Raw genomic sequence first — 17,009 nt, 5'->3', positions numbered from 1 at the left:
TTAAAAACGACCAGCTTCATCTTAGCTGGTCGTTTTTTTGCTTTGACTCCTGTCAATCACATTGAGCACTTGGTTTAACTCTTCGATTGGAATTTGACCTGGAGCGGAAGAATCACTACCTATCGCAAAGGTTACCGCTGAGCCGCATGCGCCACCAATTAATCTTGACAGTGCGCCAACCTCCCCCATTGACATGGTGACGACTGGTATTGAGAGCAACTCGTTTGCTTTCTGTGTCGCTTGAATTAACGTTAGAACATCGGCAACTGAATGGGGCATAACCGCAACTTTTCCGACGTCTCCTCCAGTTAATTCTGCTTCCTTTAACTTGGCAATGATCGCTTCTTCAGACGGTGTTTCAGAGAAATGATGAAACGATAGAATCGTTTGTTTGCCTGTTTTCTGTGCGGATGTTAGTAACTGTGTTTTTAACTCTTCTGGACAGCTGAGTTCAATATCAATTAAGTCAATATCTCCTGCGCCCATCATTGCTTCATACAGGGCACAAACCGCTTCTTCGCTAAGCTCAATCGCTTCTCCACCTTCACGAATTGAACGTCTGGTAAACAAGATAGGAATGCCGTTCGCATGTGCTTTTATCCAAGCTCCGGTCTGAATGACTGTAGCCGTTTCACCTATCGCACTAAAAAAATCAATGCGCCATTCAATTAAATCTGGCTTCTTTAAGACTACTTTTTGTAACTCCACTTGAAGTTCTTCAGTTGTTTTTCCTACTAGAGGCGTACAAACCATCGGCCGATGAATGCCCTGCTTTCTCTTTTTTATATGCAGCATTAGATTCACTCCCTCTCGTTAATTAGCAAAAAAGAAGCCTAGTCTAGTTGGCTTCTTTTCTATGTATAAATTACGTCAGCTGCATCTGATTTACAAGTGCTCGCTCAATTGATGAATATATAGGGATGGACATAAAATCGATGCCTAATTGAACCGATGTTTGTGCAATTTCTGGACGAACCCCTGAAAGAGAGGCTTTTACGCCAATCAATTTTAACCCTTCAATTAGTGAAAAGATCTGGTTGGCAACCATCGTATCCACAATTGGCACTCCAGATAAGTCAATTAATAAGGAATCAACTTGTAGCTGAACACACTGTTCCATCGTTTGTGAAAAAATCACTTGCGCACGATGCGTATCGATTTCACCTACTAAAGGAAGCAGGGCAATGTTTTTACTTAACTTAATGACAGGTGCACTTAGTTCAGTAATCATTTCTTTTTGAGCTTGAAGATGAATCTCAGATTGCGTTAAATTGGCACGGCTAAATGCAACAATCACTTCTTTTAATGCCTTTGTTACAATACGATTCCACGAGCTGCTTTTAGCGAAAGAAACCTGATCTTTATGCGTCTCACTGTATTCTGAAATAAGATCTAAATATTGTTCTTGGACATTTAAAAATTCCTCAATCATTTCAGGTACAGGTGTGGCAAGATGCTGCTGGTCTTTTGCCAACTTATCAATCCATTGGCTAAATTCAGCTTCTATTTCGCTTGCCTGACGTCCTTCATTAAAGATTTCACTAAAAATAACGTGAAACTCATGATTTTGATTTTTTAATATTTCTATCACATCAGGATTGGTTGATCCATAAACGCCCTCTTTCGATTTGTCCAATGAATCATACCATTCGTCTGTTAATCTTCTTGTATTGCTTTTCAAAAAATCATATAGCATGTCTATCCCCCCATTATACCTTTTATTATGACCCGATTCCCTTCATTTTGTCTATTATAACAAGCAGAAATCTGCTTTTTTCTACAAAGTAATTGAAAAGATCGAGATTATTCATTCCGTTTGTTTTTGCCTCTCCCACTATTTATACAATTTTTGTTACTTCTCCTTTTTATATAATAATCGGAGCACTGCTATGTAACGTGAAATCTAATTAAACCGCATGACGTACAGACTTTAGCGACATTCCATTTTTGCGTAATTTTTTAATCGAATAAGCCTCAGTAGTTCATTTGTAAATTTCGTTACGGACGCGTACCTATGCAAGCAATTTGAAGTGTGCAATAATGAGGGCACAGCGCTTAGATGCTGAATTGAATTTAGGAGTGTAACCCTTTGTTTACGATCTATCGTACGGTAAGAGGGGTAACGGAAACCCTAAAGGATGCACAAAATCAATTTGATCAAACCTTTGACGATTCTGTTACTGCGGAATTGATGGCGAAAAAATTAAATATGGATTTAATCTTAATGGATCATGATCATTGGATTGTTAAAGAAGTATAAATAAAAAAAAGGAAGTGGCTTGCGCCCTTCCTTTTTTCTTAGGTTAAATCTTGCGAAAGCCGGATCATATCAACAGCCTGAATACCATTTTCATAAATCGCTTCATCATAATGACGTAAAAAGAAGTGCGCATCAATGCCGACAATTCGAAAGCCGCATTTCTGATACAACGCAAGTTGATGAATACTTGAATTAGCTGTACCAAGCTCGAGCGTCTTGAATGCTCGTTTTTTTGCTTCAGAAATAGCGTGAAGCACGAGTCTTTTGCCTAATCCTTTTCCGTGATTTGCTTCAGCCACTGCCACATTTACAAGCTCGACGGTTTCTGGCCGTGTTGGTAACAGAACGTAGATACCGACGATTTCCTCATTATCTTCAAGAACGTAACAAGATCCTCTCTCAACATACTCTTGAACAATTTCTGTCGAAGGGTCTGCCAGCAACAACAAATCCATCGGAACCGCTTCATTTTCTCGTAATTTTCTAATTTCCATAGCTCGTTTTACTCCTAAATATCCTCATGGATATGTTTGCTTTATTCTTATTTATCATAACGACAAAAATGGAGAAGTCAATATATGAAAATAAAAAGGTTTAACACAAGCTTTGAATCCCTCTTCTACTTAAGCACTTCTTCAATGCCATCCGATGCTTTCTTTGCGGCAACCAAAGCGATGACAATCGCTATAATCGCTGCTGGGATGGACAAAATCGTCGCAATCGACTGTCTAAAGAAAAAATCAGCTACCCACGCAAGCCCCATGATGATTAAGGATAGGACAATAAGATCAACTAAACACCTTTCAAAACTTTTGCGCGTCTTTTTAAAAATAATCCGAGTCCGACGAAGAAAACAACTAGCGCTAAAATCCATTCTGTACCAACCGCAAGTAAACCCTCCATTAATAAAAAAACGGCAAAAAGATAGAGGCCATTGCCTAGTAATGTCGCTGTACTAAATGTCATCACACGGATGGAACTACTGCCAGCGGCGAGGTTAATCAAGCTCGAAGGCATGACTGGAATCAAGCGGCTAATGGTTACAAACCAAAAACCGTTGTTTTCAAGCGACTTCATCCATTCACGTTTTACTTTCCTATGAACAAAGCTTTGCAACCAATAACGATACAATAAAAAGGCAATTAAGCTAGCTGTAATACTCGTTAGCAAACTCCATACATACCCTTGCCAAAAGCCGAGCATAAAATAATTAAACAATAAAATAAGAGCGAGAGGAATAACGGTTACAACGCTTTGTACAACGATAAATAAGAAAGAGACCATAAGTAAAAATGGCAGAGAATGTGAGAATAGCTCTGCTGTCTCAAGAGAATCACCTACTCTTAATTGCGCCAGCCAATCTGATTGAACAATAAAGACAATACCAATAACAACAACAATCGCAGTGGCGACTTTAAAGAACAGCATGCTCTATTTCCTCCCCTACCTTTATTTTGTTACATACCTCTTTTTTGATTAAGATACTCTTCAATTTTATAACATCCGCTTAAATAGAGGCAATTTTTGTCCAAAAAAAGAGCAGATTACTAACAATCTGCCCTATTTTGTTCACAATTGTAGGAGGTATGCTCATTGGTTACTAAGGGGATGCCATCATGATTTGTATATAAACGTTGTGTTCGCACTCGTCTCTGGTTTCCGCTTCTTTGTTAAGCATCTCAAGATTATGGCTTTGCTGATAACGGCAACCATTTGTATGCCGATTGCTGTCAGTGTTGCCCAATGATAGCTTTCCATGAAATAACTGGATAACGCATAAGCAACAATCAAACTTACATCATGCAACGCAGCTAAACCAACACTTATTGCGAGAAAAAGCCGAAACAGACGCCCCTTTAACCGATTAAACAACAGAAGCACTCCGTAACCAATGATTGTTAACGAAATGGCTGCCCACATCCCTATTGATCATAGCTGATTTGCTTGTCTGCCATACTGAGCAAGTGGGCTAACTGTCATCAAAACAATTACAGCGCAAAACAAAAGCATTGAAATGAAAAGTTGACCACTTATGATCTTTCTTGTTTCTCTCATCAAGCTCATTCCTTTTTTATCAATCATTTAATTCAATGCGCGACTAAATAAAAAGGCAACAACTACAATAAACAATAAATAACAAAGGGCAAACAACAAGTTCTTGCGAATGATTCGATATGGATTTGCCTTTAACTGCATCGCTAAAATCGTTGGCGTAATATTAAACGGTCCAATCATGACAGTGCTTAATCCAACTCCAATTAACAAGATGCTCATGCCATAAGGATGCCTAGCAATGGCTTCTGATAAAAAAGGAGAAATAAGTGCAATTGAAATAAGGGGATGGAAGCCAATCAAGGCAAATGAAAAGACACAGAGCGCTACAAGTAAATAGAACCAAAACAGTGATGCATGAAAGTACGTATGAACAAACATGCTGTTCATGTATTCAAACAAAATCGTATATGGAAAAACCTCCACAAAAAAACCAGCTGCTAGAAAGAGAAAAAACAATCCGTGCAGTTGAGACGTGTTTCCTTTCACATAAGCAATCGAAAGCAACGTAAATCGTTTTTGCTTTTTAATCACCGCTGCCCAAATAAATGTAAACGGAATAATTAAAACCGTTACAGTAAATAAAAATGACTGAGCAAGCAGCTCATTTGAAATCAGTAAAACCGTAATAAAACAAACGATCGCAATCCCAAGCTCAATTAATTTACGATAAAGAAACGGTGATTGCTCAGTTACAGACACAGGCATATTGACGGCTATCTTTTTTAATTGAAAGTGGTGTAACACCCAATCAAATGATATAAAAAGAATGCTAATTGTTAGTAACGTTGGAAATAGCAGCAAGTAGTTTGTTCCAGTTAAATCAATTGTTGAAGCTACAAGCACTTCAGTCGGGCTCCATAAAAGCACCAATGCATATGCTCGTAAAATACTATGAGCAAAAAAACGTTGAATCACAACATCTCTTAGCGACACCAATCGCTCTTTTACCGTTGCCACAACAACAGGCACCGTTGCAACATTTAAAAAAAGCGTCAATAAGTAAGTCATGACCGAGGTGCGACGATAGAGTCGGTTCATGTTTAACGGGGGTGGGCGGTTTATCAATTGACCCAGCGCCCGGTCGTACTTCCCAACAGAAATAATCGTGCTCATAAACGGCAATACAAACACTAAAGCGAGTAAGCTGATCATTGAGCCAAACAAGGAAAAAAACGAAATCGTACTTGGTACTGAAATGAAATAAAAAATCAATCCACTAATAAAAAAGACAAGACCAGCCCATAAATACAAGCTTGATGCCTTCTTTACGGTACATGCAATAATAAGCAACGCAAGTGCGCCTATTAGTTGATCCATCCAGATTACATCGATCCATATGTTTATAAGGTACAAGATAATGACTATTAAATATAAATAAAAAATAGCGTTTTCCTCACTTCTCTCTGTCTACTTAAACAAGCTTGTATTTACTAGATTGATTGCTGGATTTCGTTCGCAAGCAGCCAGCTGGCACCCTTCTTTATCCAGTTTTCAATCGTAAATAGCCGAGCAATACTTTCACCATTCTGATCAATGACCAACTCATAAAATACGACGGCATTCTGTTCATCTTTCATACGAATCAATCGATTCTCAAACCGCTTCTTTGCCCCACGCAGATCATCAATTGACTTTTTCATTCCTTCTATCGATTCTTCTTTCGTAAAATAGGAAGGCTTCTCACTTGAATTATAAAAAAACGCAACGTAGTAGGTCTCATTCATCTTTTCTAGCGCTGTTGTTTCTCCTGTATTCATCGCGCTATTCCAATCATTAATAAATTGATTATGAGTGCGCTCAAATTCATTCATTACCTTTATCACTCCAATTCTCTCTGTTTCAACTATAAAAAAAGGAAGAAGAAGAGGATGGGTGCAGTAATCCTCTTCTTCTTCCTTAGCTATTCAATTCTTCATCAATATAAAATATCCTTCTTTCTTCATGTCTTTTTTTCACATCAATCAGACTTTTTCAACAAGCTAAGATGGGGGTAACCGACCACTGCTGCCCTTCTTTTTTGTACATAAACCCTGATTGTTTGGATATACGTAGCTCCACGCTTCGCTTTCTTCGCTTAGCGTTCTCCTGAACAATAACATAATACGATTGATTATCTTCATTCAGCAATTGCACACCAGCCGGAAACTTCTGCAGGAGCCGCAACAACAGCGCGGTCCTTCCCTTCTCTTCTTCTCCAAATGCTAGCAAACAAACAAGCTTATTATCGACATATGTAGCTCCGTCACTTTTGCGAATTTGATAGTGCTTGTCCTCATCACAGGCAAAAACCCACATTTCATTTGTTTCATTTAGCACTTTCGTTTTCTTGCCTACATAACCTTCTAAATTATGCTGTGCTTCTTGAATCAGAGTGCTCGCCATCATCTAAGACAACACCGCCTTTGTTTAACGATCATTTTGTACGTACCTTATTCCGTACAATGAGGCGATCTCCTTTTCAAACGACGAAACTTCTAATAAATAGTCAGATTCCTACTATTTTTTTAACGAGAGGCTTTTGCTACGCTTTGCTTCATCATTCGTTTAATCAAACGGATTTGGCCACGGTGACTAATTTCATCTTCCATCACATGAAACCAAATGAAGTAATAATTATGCGTAACTCCATTATCCCAAACATCTTCTTTGAGCAACCACTCATCCGTCTCATGCTCCAGCTTTCTAATAGTAGCTTGCCTTGCTTCATCAAGCGCCTTTAGGTAAAACTCGATTGGTTGCTGCTTGATTTTTTCTCTAGCCTTTTCTCCTAGACTTAGTGCTGGTTCAAAAAATTCCTCTTCTTCTGTCGTGATGTCTCTGTGTTCCGTTGTAATGATTTGATGGACGCGTTCAACTGTCGCCATATGTAGAAGCAGTGCGCCGATGGAGTTAGAGCCATGTTCAGGTACGTAATCAAGTTCTTCAATCGTTAAATTTTCCACATCCTTCAATGTCACTCTTCTTGTGTAATCGAGCATTGATAGCAATTCACCGACTCTTTGTGCTAGGCCTTCATGTGGTTCAATTCGGTAATTAATCATTCATCCAGCTCCTTCATATCCTTTATCAATTTATTTTATCAATTTATAAGCAAGAAACCCAACGATTTCTAGAGAACCGTTGGGTTTTCATATTCAGATTGATTTATATAAAAAGCCGTTTCCGAAAACGAAAGATGAGCAGCATTAGGACAAACATGCATCCTGCCAACCCAAACAACGTCCACAAGGTAACGTCAACCGTATATTGATCAAGTAAACTTCCGGCAAAACGCGGCAGTAGTGCTCCACCAAGTCCACCCATCGCAATCAATAAACTTGTTGTCCGATCTTCAAGCCCAGGAATGCCTTCATTTATTACAAGTAAACCAAGTGAAAAGATCCCGCCCATTAATAGACCTGCGATAAAAATAACGATAAAACTGATGACTAAATTTGATGAAAGGGCAAATAACCCTAGCGTAATCACTTGACCTGTGACGGAAATGAAGAACAGCTTCGCAATTCCAATTCTATCAACAATGAAAATGATAATAAAACGTCCTAGCGTCATCGCCCCCCAGAAAACGGTGATGCTTAAAGCCATGGCTGCTTCAGACAAGTCAGACGTCATTGCCATGATTGATGGCAAATAGTTTGGAAACGTCATTTCTGCACCAACATACAAAAAGAAAAAGAGTGAACCTAAAACAATAAGCGGCGCTGTAGGTTTCGGGTAACGCAGCTTTAACGTTTTTCCGTCCTCATCATGCTTGTTTACTGCTTCTTTTTTTAATAATGGTTCAAACTCGTTGAAACGCAGGAATAACCAAAGTAAAAAGCATAGAAAGACAAAAGATCCCACGACAATGAAGATCGCGTTCCAATTCCCGGTTGCGATAAAGATAGCGGATAAAACGGGAACCGTTAGAGCACCTACGCCAAAAAAGACTTCTGTTAACACCATGATGGATGCTTTTTTCTCTCTAAGCTTGCCGATAATTAGACCTGCAAGAACGGTTTCAATGATACCAAATCCAGCTCCACCTAATGGAATGACTGCGAGGAGAATATTCCATGGAATGAGCAGATACAGAGCCAGCTGTGAGCTTGCAAACAAAAATAGCGCGATAAGAATGGTTGCTCTTCTACCAATCTTTCTTAGGATAATTGGAGCAAGCAAAACCCCTCCAAGAAAGCCTAGAAATTGATTCATAATTAATTGACCGCCGTCGCTATAGCTAAGCCCGTAATGCTCAATCATTGGTTCGAGCACAGAACCGATGATGATGTGACCAAAGCCCGTCAAAAGATATGCAAGGCAGGCCATCCATATTAGTTTTCTCATTTATTAATCCCCTATATCCTTATACATTGTTCTAAATTAAAATGGCCTTCTCTTTGATTTCATCAATTTATTAAAGAAACTTTACTAAGTAAGTATGCGCCTTCCCTAAGGATACTGCAAGGTTTTTTTCTTCAAAATACAAAACGACAGCAGCAATACATGCAGATGGAGGGCAGAAAAACAAAATAAGCTGTTGAGAAAAGATTTCTCAACAGCCTCCAGCTAGCGTCTTATAGCTCTATCTTTTACGTACCGCAGTACGTGACGTACCCATTTGAATGCTGGTCTGGTCCCATCGTATACGCTTCTTGCGCGGTTGAATGGGCGTAAGGGTCGGCCAAGACCTCAAGCAACTTTTCTAAAGGCCTGTAATCGTCTGCTTTAACTGCCGCTTCCAACGCTTCTTCTACAAGGTGATTTCGTGGGATAATCGCCGGATTGTGTAATTTCATCAGCTCCTGAACTTCTTCTTTTGATTCAGCTTGAAATCGAGTTCGGGAAAGCCACTTCTCCTTCCACTGAATAAAATTCGGATTTCGTCCAAAGAGCGTCTCATCTTCACGCATAAATGTCAGAGCTCGAAACGCATTGGTGAAATCGACCTTTTCTTGCTCCATCAAAGCAAGCAACTCCTCAATTAATGCTTCATCTCCCTCAGCCACTCCCACTAAGCCAAGCTTTTTCTTCATGCCAGAGAACCAATGGCGTAGATAAAGATTTTTAAACGATTCAATTGCTTCTTGAGCAAGACCAACTGCCTTTTCTTTTTCAGGATCTAAAAGAGGCACGAGTGCTTCGGCAAAACGGGCAAGATTCCAGTTAGCCATATAAGGTTGGTTTCCATATGCATACCGACCTTGCTGATCAATTGAACTGAAAACCGTCGCCGGATCATAGTGATCAATAAACGCACATGGACCATAATCAATCGTTTCCCCACTAATTGTCATATTATCTGTATTCATGACGCCGTGCACAAAACCGACCAATTGCCAGCTTGCAACAAGCTTTGCCTGCCTTTCAATTACTTCATAAAGAAAGCTCAAGTACTGATTCTCATATTCCTTGTGAGCTAGTGGATGACGATTAATCGCATAGTCAGCTAGTGCTTTTAATTCACTAACGTTTCCTTTTGCTGCTGCATATTGGAACGTGCCGACTCGTAAATGACTCTTCGCTACTCTCGTTAAAACGGCCCCTGGCAAGGTCGTTTTTCGGTAAACGTTTTCACCGGTCGTCACTACGGCTAAGCTTCTTGTTGTTGGGATACCAAGTCCATGCATCGCTTCACTAATCAGATATTCCCGCAACATTGGTCCAAGTGCGGCACGTCCATCACCGCCACGAGAAAAAGATGTTTTTCCGGACCCTTTTAACTGAATATCATACCGTTCTCCGTTCTTTGTCATTTGCTCCCCTAGTAGCAATGCCCGTCCGTCGCCAAGCATCGTAAAATGACCGAATTGATGCCCCGCATAGGCTTGCGCTAATCCTTTTTCACCGTATGGAACTTGGTTCCCTGCAAGATAGGACAACCCATTTTCCGCAAAAACAGCTGGATCAAAGCCCAAGGTTTCTGCAAGGGGGTGATTAAATAGTTTTAATTGAGGTGATTGAACAAGATTAGGCCTTTGCAAGCTGTAAAACGCTTCTGGGAGTTGTTTGTAGCTTGCGTCAATGTTCCAGCCTATCTCAGATTCACCCTGCTGATGTGGCATTTTGATCACTCCTAATCAGTCCTAGTTGTTGAAGCGCGTAAGATACACCGTCCTCACTCGCTTTCTTTGTAACAAACTGCGCTTTCGCTTTTAGGGCCGAATTTCCATTGCCCATAGCTACTCCGAAGCCAACATAGTCAATCATATCAATATCGTTCCCACCGTCGCCAAAAGCAATCGCATTTACGCGATCGATTCCAAAGTGCCCTAACATTTTCTTTATCGCAACTGATTTAGAGACATCTTCTTGTAACACATTTACCACTTGATCATGCCAACGGCTAAACGTTAACTGTGGAAAGTGTTCGATATAAGGTTGAACCATCTCTTTATTGCCATACAAACATAGTAAATAAATCGACTGCTTATCCATTGCCTCTCCTAAGGGAGGATAATCCGTTAACGATAACGTTTCATGAAGCGTTTTCGCAAATGTTTCGTTCTGTATACCATTCACATAAAATGATTCAGTCATATAGGATAAACCATGACCAGCCTTTTCTGCATAATCACTAATGCTTTTGACGACTTCTGCATCAAGGATGGTTTGATGAATGACTTGACCTCTGTCGACCGCGTATCCCCCATTTGCCGTTATAAAAGACTCAATGCCAATTTCCTGTAGTTCTGTACACAATGATAATGGACGACCTGTAGCTGCAACGACTATAATTCCATTTGCTTTTAACGCAGCAACTGCTTCTTTTGTCTTTTCTGACAGTTGATTTGTTTTCTCACTTAATAACGTTCCATCTACATCAAAAAAAGCAATTTTGATTTGGTTCATTATCGTTTCTCCCCTAAATCTTTTCCTCATTTTAACGTATTAGTACCAATTTATCGACCAAATCTGTTTAGCTACTACAAGTTTTTGGATGAATAGGACAAACTAGTTACCTCAAGCAAATTTCTTTTCATTTTCCAATCCGCAGTCCATAATAGATATTATAAATCCATAATAAAGGAGTATGACCATGTCATTCAAAAATATCACTGTAGCAGGTAGTGGTGTATTAGGAAGTCAAATCGTCTATCAAACCGCATTCAAAGGCTTCTCTGTTTCCGTGTATGATCTAAACGATGAAGCGCTTGAAAAAGCTAAAGAACGAGTAACAAAGCTTAAAGAACGTTACAAAGAAAATTTAGATGCAAGCGACCAAGAAGTCAATGACGCGTTTGCGCGCATGTCGTTTTACAGCGACTTAAACAAAGCGGTAGAATCTGCAGATTTAGTCATTGAAGCCGTTCCTGAAGTGGTTGATATTAAAACCGATTTCTACAAGAAGCTGGGCGAAGCAGCACCTGAAAAAACGATTTTTGCTACAAATTCCTCAACCTTTTTACCAAGCCAGTTCGCTGACGCAACAGGCAGACCTAGCAAGTTCATCGCTTTGCATTTCGCCAACGAGATTTGGAAAAGCAATACAGCAGAAGTCATGCGCCACGAAGGAACAGAAGAAAGTGTTTTTAATGCTCTTCTTGAATTCTCTAAACAAATTGGCATGGTTCCACTACCCATTTACAAAGAACAACCAGGCTATATTTTAAACAGTTTACTTGTTCCTTTCTTAGAAGCGGCACAAGCACTGCTTGTTAAAGAGGTTTCTGATCCAGAAACAATTGATAAAACGTGGATGATTGCGACAGGTGCGCCTAGAGGACCTTTTGCAATTCTAGATGTCGTTGGTGTGCGAACTGCCTATAATATCTCTTACGGCAAAGGTGAGGCAACTGGTGATGAAAAGTACAAACAGCTAGCAGCCTACTTGAAAGAGAATTATGTTGATAAAGGAAAACTAGGACGCGAATCAGGCGAAGGGTTTTACAAATACCCTAATCCTGCATTCTTGCAAGACGATTTCTTAAAAAGCTAAAAACACGGCGCGATGGCGCCGTGTTTTTTCAATAAAGCAGAAAATGATGTATTTAAGCGCTGTTTGCTTTCATCATCGTAAAAAGCTTGTTAAAATTAAGATACTATAATGGTTAAAACTTTACATTTACCCATATTTATGTTTTTTAAAACTTTTTTACGGATTGAGGCATCCATTTGTTCTTTTCATACGTTAGGTAAATAGATCAATCATTCTTTTCAGTTGTTTTCTTGGCATTTCTCGACAATAGATTGTAAAATCATACAAGACTGAGCTTTCCGATTTTACAATTTTACAAATCGAGATCGTTGAAAAGGAGATTATTATGTCTGAACTGGATGCGAAACTCTATTCGAGTATGAAAAGTGGCGACAAACAAGCTCTAGAAGAGTTATATGACCGCTACGTTAAGCTTCTTTATTCGTTTAGTTATAAGATGCTCGAGGATAAGCAACAGGCTGAAGAGATCGTCCAAGAAGTATTTATAAAAATTTGGACGCAAAAAAGCCATTACGACGAATCCAAGGGCAAGTTTTCAAGTTGGTTGCTCACCACAACTAGGAACACCGTTATTGATACGATTCGAAAGCGAAAAGAAATTCCTTCTGATATGCAAGAGCGGGATACGATCGCTGATACGGATCCTAGTGTAGAGGATCAAGTTGAATGGAAAGAAAAGAAAGAAGTTATACAAGCAGCGATGAACAAACTTGGCCCTGATCAGCGCCAAGTGATCGAACTTTTCTATTTTAAAGGAATGTCACAGCAAAAAATATCCGATCAATGTGACATCCCATTAGGAACAGTTAAAGGGCGTATTCGATTGGCTTTAAAACACCTACGAGAACAAATGCAAACATCTGAACGGAATGGAGGGGTGGCTCATGAGTAAACAGTGTGATTTTTTGATTGATTATATTAACGACCAACTAACTGAAGATGAAAAGCAGGCATTTGAAACGCATCTTGCTTCATGTTCGGAATGTCAGGCAGAATTAGAAGAGATCAATCAACTTACTGCAGACTTAGGCTTTGGTGCCGACCCAATCGAACCTCCTTCTGAAATGAAGGAACGTGTGCTTACTGCGGCCTTCGCCCAAACTCAACCTAATGAAAAAGCTGCTGAAGCGAAAAAAATCCATTCAATAAATGAAGCGGCAGCTAGAGAAAAATCAGTTCATCCTGTGAACACAGCAGCTCCAACGAAGCGAAAAAGAAAGAACTGGATGCTACCTGTTTTGGCAGCTGCTTTGTTCTTCTCTTTAATTGGAAATGTTTATACCGTATCTCAACTTGGAGATGAGGCAGCACCACCACCAATTGATACGGAACCTCCAGAAGAGAATCCATTTACAGTTGATTCACTTGTACGAAGCTTGAACTTGCAGCCAAGCGAGAATGTTGGTTATCAAGCAACAGCTTCGATTGTAAATAAAGAAAACCAGCAAGAACTTGTTGTTCAAGCGCAAGACTTAGCTCAGCCTGCACAAACCGAAGTCTATCAAGTATGGCTAATCAGTGGTGAGGACGTTTACCGCGCAGGAACATTTACTCCGTCTGAGGATGGAAACGGAATGTCTACCTTTACGATAGACGCATCAATTCCATTTGATACGATTGCCATTACGTTAGAACCAGATGCAACAAGCGAGACACCAAAAGGCGATATTGTCTTAAGCGAGCAACTTTAAAACGGTAAAAGATCAAGTAGTGAACGACACTACTTGATCTTTTTTTATTTTTTTTAACAAATAGTGATCCATTTCGAATTGGGCTGCGTTAGCTCAATGTAACCAACACAAACAAAGGAGTGTTTTAAAATGAAAAAGTTAAACAAAGTACTTATCCCATTAATTGGTGCAGCGTTAATCGCTCCATCATTCGCACAACCGGCACAAGCTGAGGAAAATGTTTCTCCAGTTGAAACACCAGCAGTTGAATTAAGAGGGACGCTTGACCATCTTTTATCAGAACACTTTGTTCTAGCAGTTGTATCAATGCAAAAGCAATTTGATGGTGATGAAGGCGCTGAAGCAGCACAAGCAGCACTTGAGCAAAACGCAGCTGATATGAAACCAGCAATCGCTTCAATTTACGGTGATGAAGGCGCTGAAGAATTTAATCGTATCTTCTCTGGTCATAACCAGTTTACTGCTGACTATGTTCAAGCAGTGAAAGACGGTGACGAGGCCGCTCAACAAGAAGCGTCCGAAATGCTTGATGCATTCTATGTTGAACTTGGCGAATTTCTTGAAGCAGCAACTGAAGGCGAACTACCAGCTGGAGCAGCAATAGAAGTATTAGACATACATGAAGAGCAAGTAGAAAAAGCATTTGATGCTTATGTTGCTGGCGATTACGAAACAGTCTACATGACATACCGTGAAGGTCTTTCACACATGTTTGATATTAGTGCAGCTTTATCTGGCGCAATCGTCGCTCAATCACCTGATACGTTTGACGGTACAGACCCAAATACAGCAGCTGGAGACTTACGCGCTGACGCAAGCAATTTAGTTGCGGAACACTTCGCTCTTGCTACACTTGGGATGGCCAAAGAATTCAAAGATGCCCCTGACTTTGACTTTGTTAGCTGGGCAGAAGATGAAAACACAGCTGATTTAAAAGCAACAATCGGATCTGTTTATGGTGACGAAGGCGCTGAACAATTCGAAATGATCTGGCAAGGTAACCACATCCTCGCTCAAAGCGATTATGTGAACGCCGTTAAAAATGAAGATGACGCTGCAAAAGAAGAAGCGTTAGCTAGCTTCAGCACATTTGCTGACGAGTTTGGTGCATTCCTTGGAACTGCTACTGAAGGAATCTTACCTGCTGACGCTGCAACTGAATTGGTAAACATGCACGAAGAGCAAGTTCTTACAACGTTTGACCGTTATATTGACGGAGATTACGAAGGTTCATTTGAGAAGTTCAGAGAAGGTTATGCCTTTACGTTTGATATCGGTTCAGGTTTAGCTGGAGCCATTGTTGAGCAAAACCCTGAAATGTTCGAAGATGAAGCTGGAATGCCTGACATGCCTCAAACAGGTATGGGTGGCATGAGCAACCAAGGTCCTACACTACAATGGTATGCTTGGTTACTAGCTGGAGCAGCTGTTGCATTTGGTGGCTACTTCGGAGTACGTAAAATGCGTTCAAACGCATAAGGTAGGATGATATAATTGAAAAGAGGGAACTCCCCTCTTTTTCTTTTGAAGACAGGGAGAAGTTTTTCTTCTCTCTTTACATACTAAACGGAGGTGAGTACGTGATGAAGTTGTATCAAAAAATGGCTCTCATTGTGGCAGGAATAGGATTAGTTGGTTGCGGTACGCCTAATGCAGAAACAAATGAGTCGCCTTCAACATCTGGCTCACCTGCGGTTGAACAAATCAATTCTGAAACGGAACCAGATAAAGAACAGACGCTAGCAGATGAGTTTTCTTTAGCTCAAGCCGATATTGATGAGGCGATTCAAGAGCAATCAGAAACAGTTGAATTAAACCCGTCACGATTAGTCGTTCCGTCTCTAGAAGTTGATGCCCCTGTCATTGAAGTCGGTCAGCTTGAAAACGGACAAATGGGCGTTCCTGATAACGGAGAAGAAGTCGGCTGGTACGAACCAGGTACAATGCCTGGTGGATCAGGAAACTCTGTTCTTGCTGGTCATGTTGATGATCTTGAAGGTCCTGCTGTTTTCGCGACATTAACAGAAGTCGAGATTGGTGACCAAATTTTTGTTTATGATGAATCTGGCGAGGAGCTCATCTTTGAAGTTGATCGAATCGAAAGCTATCCATTTGACGATGCTCCCCTTTCCGAGATATTCGGTCGGACGGATGAACAACGATTGAATTTAATTACCTGTACAGGGATCTATAATCCAGATACACGCAACCATGATGAACGACTTGTTGTCTATTCCAAACTTGTCCAAGAACCAGACGAGGAAAAAATTCCATCTGCACCGAGTCAAGTAGCTATTCAAGGAGATTTGCTCTCTTGGCACGCCGTTCGAGATGAATATATCGCAGGCTATCGTATTTATGAGCTTGACGAAGAAGGCGAAGAAATTCATTTAGCGAGCGTTGCTCAAACCGAGCGCAAAACCGTTCTAATCGAAGACAAGGAAAAAGAATACCTGATTAAGACCGTTGATTATTTTGGAATGGAATCTGAAGGTGCTACTCTGACAGAAGACGACGAAGAGGAAAATGATGAATGACAAAAAAGATGTGGCGAATACGCCACATCTTTTTTATTTGGATTTACTCCGATTTTCGACTTGAGCCATCCAGTTTAAATCAGCTTCAAGATGAAGCAACTTACCACTAATGAGAAGGTATTCCGTTTCTTCCCCATTAATTAAATGATCGGTCTTTTGCTGAGTTAAGTCCATTACTTCTGTTAGAATTGCCCTTTTTTGTTGATTCAACATTTCCTGTTCTTTATCATAGCCAATGTCCCGTGCACAATTCCATTTGAAGAAGAAATCTTCCTTCATTTCATGATAAGGAACCGTTTCAAGCAACCATTCTTCTAAAGCCTGGCGCCCATGAGCGGTCAACCTATATTTCTTCCGCTCTTGTTCATCCTGTTCCTCTGCTGAAACCAATCCATCCCGAATAAGACGGTCAATCGTTGTGTATATCTGGCCCGGGTTGATTTTTCCTTTCAAACCTAACAGTCGATCAAGTTCTAGCTTTAGTTCATATCCATGGCGCAGCTGTTTACACAGTAACGTCATTATTCCATATTTTACGGACAAATCGA

21 protein-coding genes are annotated in these 17,009 nt (G+C 40.2%); 6 read left to right on the top strand and 15 right to left on the bottom strand.

Features of this window, described 5'->3' with window-relative positions:
* Positions 1 to 21 precede the first annotated feature (21 nt).
* Both aroD and JOC54_RS02475 read right to left on the bottom strand, forming a co-directional pair.
* Positions 22 to 795 carry a type I 3-dehydroquinate dehydratase gene (gene aroD / locus JOC54_RS02480; protein ID WP_204464194.1) on the bottom strand — a complete coding sequence of 258 codons (774 nt, stop codon included), beginning with the start codon at positions 793 to 795 and terminating at the stop codon, positions 22 to 24.
* Positions 796 to 865: 70 nt separating this feature from the next.
* A complete protein-coding gene (locus JOC54_RS02475; protein WP_204464192.1) occupies positions 866 to 1,696 on the bottom strand; it encodes an STAS domain-containing protein in 831 nt (276 codons plus the stop codon).
* Between the two features lie 393 nt (positions 1,697 to 2,089).
* Here JOC54_RS02475 and JOC54_RS02470 point away from each other — a divergent pair, with 393 nt between their 5' ends.
* Positions 2,090 to 2,260, top strand: a complete 171-nt coding sequence (locus JOC54_RS02470; protein ID WP_157684020.1) for a hypothetical protein — start codon at positions 2,090 to 2,092, stop codon at positions 2,258 to 2,260.
* A gap of 38 nt (positions 2,261 to 2,298) precedes the next feature.
* On the opposite strand, the gene JOC54_RS02465 is transcribed toward JOC54_RS02470, so the two are convergent.
* The 12 genes from JOC54_RS02465 to JOC54_RS02410 form a co-directional block, all read right to left on the bottom strand.
* Complete coding sequence (locus JOC54_RS02465) at positions 2,299 to 2,754, bottom strand: GNAT family N-acetyltransferase (RefSeq protein WP_035417690.1); 456 nt, start codon at positions 2,752 to 2,754, stop codon at positions 2,299 to 2,301.
* A 125-nt stretch (positions 2,755 to 2,879) separates the two neighbouring features.
* Positions 2,880 to 3,023 carry a hypothetical protein gene (locus JOC54_RS02460; protein WP_204464190.1) on the bottom strand — a complete coding sequence of 48 codons (144 nt, stop codon included), beginning with the start codon at positions 3,021 to 3,023 and terminating at the stop codon, positions 2,880 to 2,882.
* A 29-nt stretch (positions 3,024 to 3,052) separates the two neighbouring features.
* Positions 3,053 to 3,688 (bottom strand): TVP38/TMEM64 family protein, encoded by a 636-nt coding sequence (locus tag JOC54_RS02455; protein WP_054792547.1) that lies wholly within the window; start codon positions 3,686 to 3,688, stop codon positions 3,053 to 3,055.
* A 186-nt stretch (positions 3,689 to 3,874) separates the two neighbouring features.
* A complete protein-coding gene (locus tag JOC54_RS02450; RefSeq protein WP_204464188.1) occupies positions 3,875 to 4,180 on the bottom strand; it encodes a hypothetical protein in 306 nt (101 codons plus the stop codon).
* Positions 4,181 to 4,189: 9 nt separating this feature from the next.
* Positions 4,190 to 4,315, bottom strand: a complete 126-nt coding sequence (locus tag JOC54_RS02445; protein WP_204464186.1) for a DUF5391 family protein — start codon at positions 4,313 to 4,315, stop codon at positions 4,190 to 4,192.
* A gap of 27 nt (positions 4,316 to 4,342) precedes the next feature.
* A complete protein-coding gene (locus JOC54_RS02440; RefSeq protein WP_204464184.1) occupies positions 4,343 to 5,632 on the bottom strand; it encodes a hypothetical protein in 1,290 nt (429 codons plus the stop codon).
* 113 nt (positions 5,633 to 5,745) lie between these two features.
* Positions 5,746 to 6,126 carry a hypothetical protein gene (locus JOC54_RS02435; protein WP_035417797.1) on the bottom strand — a complete coding sequence of 127 codons (381 nt, stop codon included), beginning with the start codon at positions 6,124 to 6,126 and terminating at the stop codon, positions 5,746 to 5,748.
* Between the two features lie 160 nt (positions 6,127 to 6,286).
* The gene (locus JOC54_RS02430; RefSeq protein WP_204464183.1) at positions 6,287 to 6,700 is read right to left on the bottom strand and encodes a hypothetical protein; all 414 of its coding nucleotides are present in this window, start codon (positions 6,698 to 6,700) and stop codon (positions 6,287 to 6,289) included.
* A 119-nt stretch (positions 6,701 to 6,819) separates the two neighbouring features.
* Complete coding sequence (locus JOC54_RS02425) at positions 6,820 to 7,356, bottom strand: DinB family protein (protein ID WP_204464182.1); 537 nt, start codon at positions 7,354 to 7,356, stop codon at positions 6,820 to 6,822.
* Positions 7,357 to 7,459: 103 nt separating this feature from the next.
* Positions 7,460 to 8,641, bottom strand: a complete 1,182-nt coding sequence (locus JOC54_RS02420; protein WP_204464181.1) for an MFS transporter — start codon at positions 8,639 to 8,641, stop codon at positions 7,460 to 7,462.
* Between the two features lie 245 nt (positions 8,642 to 8,886).
* Positions 8,887 to 10,359 (bottom strand): protein adenylyltransferase SelO, encoded by a 1,473-nt coding sequence (locus JOC54_RS02415; RefSeq protein WP_204464180.1) that lies wholly within the window; start codon positions 10,357 to 10,359, stop codon positions 8,887 to 8,889.
* A complete protein-coding gene (locus JOC54_RS02410) occupies positions 10,340 to 11,146 on the bottom strand; it encodes a Cof-type HAD-IIB family hydrolase (RefSeq protein WP_204464179.1) in 807 nt (268 codons plus the stop codon). Before JOC54_RS02410 ends, JOC54_RS02415 begins: the two co-directional genes overlap by 20 nt.
* Positions 11,147 to 11,333: 187 nt before the next feature.
* On the opposite strand from JOC54_RS02410, the gene JOC54_RS02405 reads away from it, so the two are divergent.
* The 5 genes from JOC54_RS02405 to JOC54_RS02385 all read left to right on the top strand — a co-directional run bounded on the left by JOC54_RS02405 (position 11,334) and on the right by JOC54_RS02385 (position 16,461).
* The gene (locus JOC54_RS02405; protein ID WP_204464178.1) at positions 11,334 to 12,233 is read left to right on the top strand and encodes a 3-hydroxyacyl-CoA dehydrogenase; all 900 of its coding nucleotides are present in this window, start codon (positions 11,334 to 11,336) and stop codon (positions 12,231 to 12,233) included.
* A 325-nt stretch (positions 12,234 to 12,558) separates the two neighbouring features.
* On the top strand, positions 12,559 to 13,125 hold the full coding sequence (locus JOC54_RS02400) for an RNA polymerase sigma factor (RefSeq protein ID WP_035417672.1): 567 nt from the start codon (positions 12,559 to 12,561) through the stop codon (positions 13,123 to 13,125).
* On the top strand, positions 13,118 to 13,924 hold the full coding sequence (locus JOC54_RS02395; protein ID WP_204464176.1) for an anti-sigma factor: 807 nt from the start codon (positions 13,118 to 13,120) through the stop codon (positions 13,922 to 13,924). Before JOC54_RS02400 ends, JOC54_RS02395 begins: the two co-directional genes overlap by 8 nt.
* Positions 13,925 to 14,053: 129 nt before the next feature.
* Positions 14,054 to 15,403 (top strand): hypothetical protein, encoded by a 1,350-nt coding sequence (locus JOC54_RS02390; protein WP_035417669.1) that lies wholly within the window; start codon positions 14,054 to 14,056, stop codon positions 15,401 to 15,403.
* A gap of 104 nt (positions 15,404 to 15,507) precedes the next feature.
* Positions 15,508 to 16,461, top strand: a complete 954-nt coding sequence (locus JOC54_RS02385) for a class F sortase (RefSeq protein WP_204464175.1) — start codon at positions 15,508 to 15,510, stop codon at positions 16,459 to 16,461.
* A gap of 33 nt (positions 16,462 to 16,494) precedes the next feature.
* Here the strand turns inward: JOC54_RS02385 and JOC54_RS02380 are convergent, their stop codons facing one another.
* Positions 16,495 to 17,004 (bottom strand): PadR family transcriptional regulator, encoded by a 510-nt coding sequence (locus tag JOC54_RS02380; RefSeq protein ID WP_204464174.1) that lies wholly within the window; start codon positions 17,002 to 17,004, stop codon positions 16,495 to 16,497.
* Positions 17,005 to 17,009 lie beyond the last annotated feature (5 nt).

It is taken from the genome of Shouchella xiaoxiensis, assembly GCF_016907895.1.
Lineage (GTDB): Bacteria > Bacillota > Bacilli > Bacillales > Bacillaceae_D > Shouchella > Shouchella xiaoxiensis.
This window is presented reverse-complemented; position numbering and strand designations above follow the sequence as displayed.